This is a genomic window from Mesorhizobium sp. M7D.F.Ca.US.004.03.1.1, assembly GCF_003998635.1.
In the GTDB taxonomy this organism is placed as follows: Bacteria; Pseudomonadota; Alphaproteobacteria; order Rhizobiales; family Rhizobiaceae; genus Mesorhizobium; species Mesorhizobium loti.
Genome location: NZ_RZQG01000832.1, coordinates 1 through 2,603, shown reverse-complemented (window position 1 = coordinate 2,603; position 2,603 = coordinate 1). Strand labels below are relative to the sequence as shown.

Genomic DNA, 2,603 nt, shown 5'->3' with positions numbered 1-2,603 from the left:
CGACAATAGCCAGAAGTCGAACTGGCGACAAAATAAGCTCGCGTCTGCTGCTGCTCGGTTCCGACGCACTCCAGTTCGGTCGTCGACGGTCTTGTACGGTCATACCTGCAGCATTCGAAGGCGCAGCCTCCACGAATGGATGTCTATCACCATCAACTTGCTCGACTGCGTCGAATCCATTTCAGTCACGTGGACGGCCAACCTGTGTTAGCCTCACGTCATGTCGATAAAGCTATCGCGGTTCATGGCAGGCGTGATTTCGCGAGTTCGTGTTACGCAGAATCGTCTTGGAGCAAGATCGTCATGAACCTGCGACAGCTTGAAATCTTCTGCACCGTTATGAGGTGCCGAACCACCATAGCGGCTTCCTATGAGCTGGGACTTTCCCAACCCGCTGTGAGCAATGCGATCAAGCATTTTGAGAGCATGTTGGGGTTCACACTTTTCGACCGCATTGGCAATCGGCTCGTACCCACTGCAGAGGGCCAATCGATTTTCCAGGACGCCCAACCCCTTCATATGATGGCGGCTGCCCTTAATCAGAAGGCTAAGGACCTGAAGGACACAAAAACTGGCCATTTGCGTGTGTTGTCGACGCGGCCTTTGGGAGACAACATCATACCCGCAGCGATTGCCCGCTTCATGCGTGGCCGCGAAAAGGTGAACATATATTTCGACGTCCAACACATGAACAATGTTATCGAGGCAGTCGAAAGCGGCTATGCCGACCTTGCCATCGCACTTACTCCACCGCCTCGGCCAGGCTTGGAGCTCAGCAAGCTTATCGATGGGCGGATGGTGTGTGCTCTTCCCGAGGCCCATCCATTGGCGCAAAAGCAAATACTGTCGCCGATCGATCTGGAACATGTTCCCGTAATCGGCCTCGATCCGTTGAGCCGGCTTGGTTCAACCGTGGCGACGGCATTCCACGAGGCGGGCGTGCCGTTTTCGCCTAGCCTGAACGTCCTGCAGGGGGCCGCGGCCTGCAGCCTTGTCAGCAATGGGTTGGGGGTCGCAATCGTCGACGAGTTCTCGGCCTCAAGCTGGGTTGCCGAGGGTCTGGTGATACGGGCTTTCGAGCCATCGATCGCTGTGCATGCAACCTTGATAAGTCTGAAGGACAGGCCTCTGACACGGCTCGCCAGGAAATTCGTGCAAGTGACGACCGACCTTATCCACCAAACGCAACGAAATGGTATTGCGGCGAAACCTGCAGCCGCGGAGCGGCTATCGTAGGAGCGCCGCATTCGTACCCGCCCGGTTTTCGCTGAAACGCGATACCTTCTAAAGGCTCGTCTTGGAAAGTGCCTCGGTGACCGCTGTCGAGACCGGATCAATCACTGGTATGCCGATCTTCTCCTCGATAATCTCACGGTGCGCGGTAAACCCCGCACAGCCCAGGATAATGACGTCGGCGTGATGGGTGTCACGCAGCGTTTGTCCAGCCCGCACCAAAGCGCTCATCGTCCTGGCTTGGTCCGTAAGTTCTCCCATCGTCATGCCCAGAGGCAATTCGCCAGCCAGACGATCTCGGCATCCCAGCGCACCAAAGTATCGAAAGTGTCGTTCGACGGACTCCGGCGAGATGGCAATCACGCCAAAGCGACGTCCGACCTTCAGCCCGGCTGAAACACTGCTTTCTGCTATTCCGAACACGGGTTTTCTACTTTGCTCGCGGAGCGAATGAATGCCCGGGTCGCTGAAACAAGCGATCACGAAGGCGTCTGCGCGGGTCTCGAATGACGCGGCCAAGTCCAGCATAGGCATGATCGCCGCATCAGAGTCGCGCTGGGTAACTATGGCAGCTGGCCCTTTGTGAACCGTGACGCACCTGACGCACGCTGCATCGTCGCTCAGCACGCGAGAAAGGGCACCTTCGACCTCTCGAGTAATGCGCTCGGTGGAGTTGGGATTGAGCACGATGATCAATGGGACTGCCTCCTCGCGCTGAAGAAATTTCGGCGTCTACTCACAATCGGCGAGGCGACTACCTCAATTGCCGCTCTGATGCCTAGGAGCGTCCGATCCTCGTTGCTGCCTTACACGAGCATGATGTCCACTGGAGGTTCCCCTGTGCTGCAACTTGCGAGGAAATAGGCACCTATGGCCTATTTCCCGCCTCATGCGAGGTTGGCGATCAGCCACCATGTCAGCACAGCGGTACCCTGCAGAAAATCTGATATTTCCATGTGCTCATCGGGATTATGACTACCGTTCTCATTTCGAATGAAAATCATTCCGATCGGCACGCCCGCCTGTGCGAATGCAGCCGCGTCATGAGACGCAGGACTTAAAAGCCTCACGGCACTGACTTGGAGAGCCACTGCACCGCTCGCCAAGGAATCCGCAATTTCCTTGCAGCAATAGCCGACCGGCGCTTCCGCGCGAGGGCCAAGCTGAAACGAGACGTTGCGGGCAAGCTCGATTTCCGCGATGATCTCAAGCATAGCCTTCTCGAGATCCGCAAGAACTATCGGGTCATAGGCGCGAACGTCGATGCTGAAGGCCAAGTCTCCTGCAACAGTCGTCAGGCCATGCGCCTCATAGTCGGTGTGGAACCGGCCAAGCGTCATGGCCATATTGGTACCTTCGGTTTCCTTGCG

At 56.7% G+C, this 2,603-nt stretch carries 3 protein-coding genes; 1 reads left to right on the top strand and 2 read right to left on the bottom strand.

What is annotated here, in order from left to right; all coding sequences use genetic code 11:
- Positions 1 to 303: 303 nt before the first annotated feature.
- Positions 304 to 1,236 carry a LysR substrate-binding domain-containing protein gene (locus tag EN935_RS30575; RefSeq protein ID WP_164771469.1) on the top strand — a complete coding sequence of 311 codons (933 nt, stop codon included), beginning with the start codon at positions 304 to 306 and terminating at the stop codon, positions 1,234 to 1,236.
- A 48-nt stretch (positions 1,237 to 1,284) separates the two neighbouring features.
- Here the strand turns inward: EN935_RS30575 and EN935_RS30570 are convergent, their stop codons facing one another.
- A complete protein-coding gene (locus tag EN935_RS30570; protein WP_245489092.1) occupies positions 1,285 to 1,920 on the bottom strand; it encodes an aspartate/glutamate racemase family protein in 636 nt (211 codons plus the stop codon).
- Between the two features lie 200 nt (positions 1,921 to 2,120).
- On the bottom strand, positions 2,121 to 2,603 hold a 483-nt coding region (locus EN935_RS30565), incomplete at its 5' end, for a M20/M25/M40 family metallo-hydrolase (protein WP_206534606.1).

Coding starts and splice junctions, on each gene's coding strand:
- EN935_RS30575 (WP_164771469.1), top strand. CDS start 304: ATGAACCTGCGACAGCTTGAAATCTTCTGCACCGTTATGAGGTGCCGA.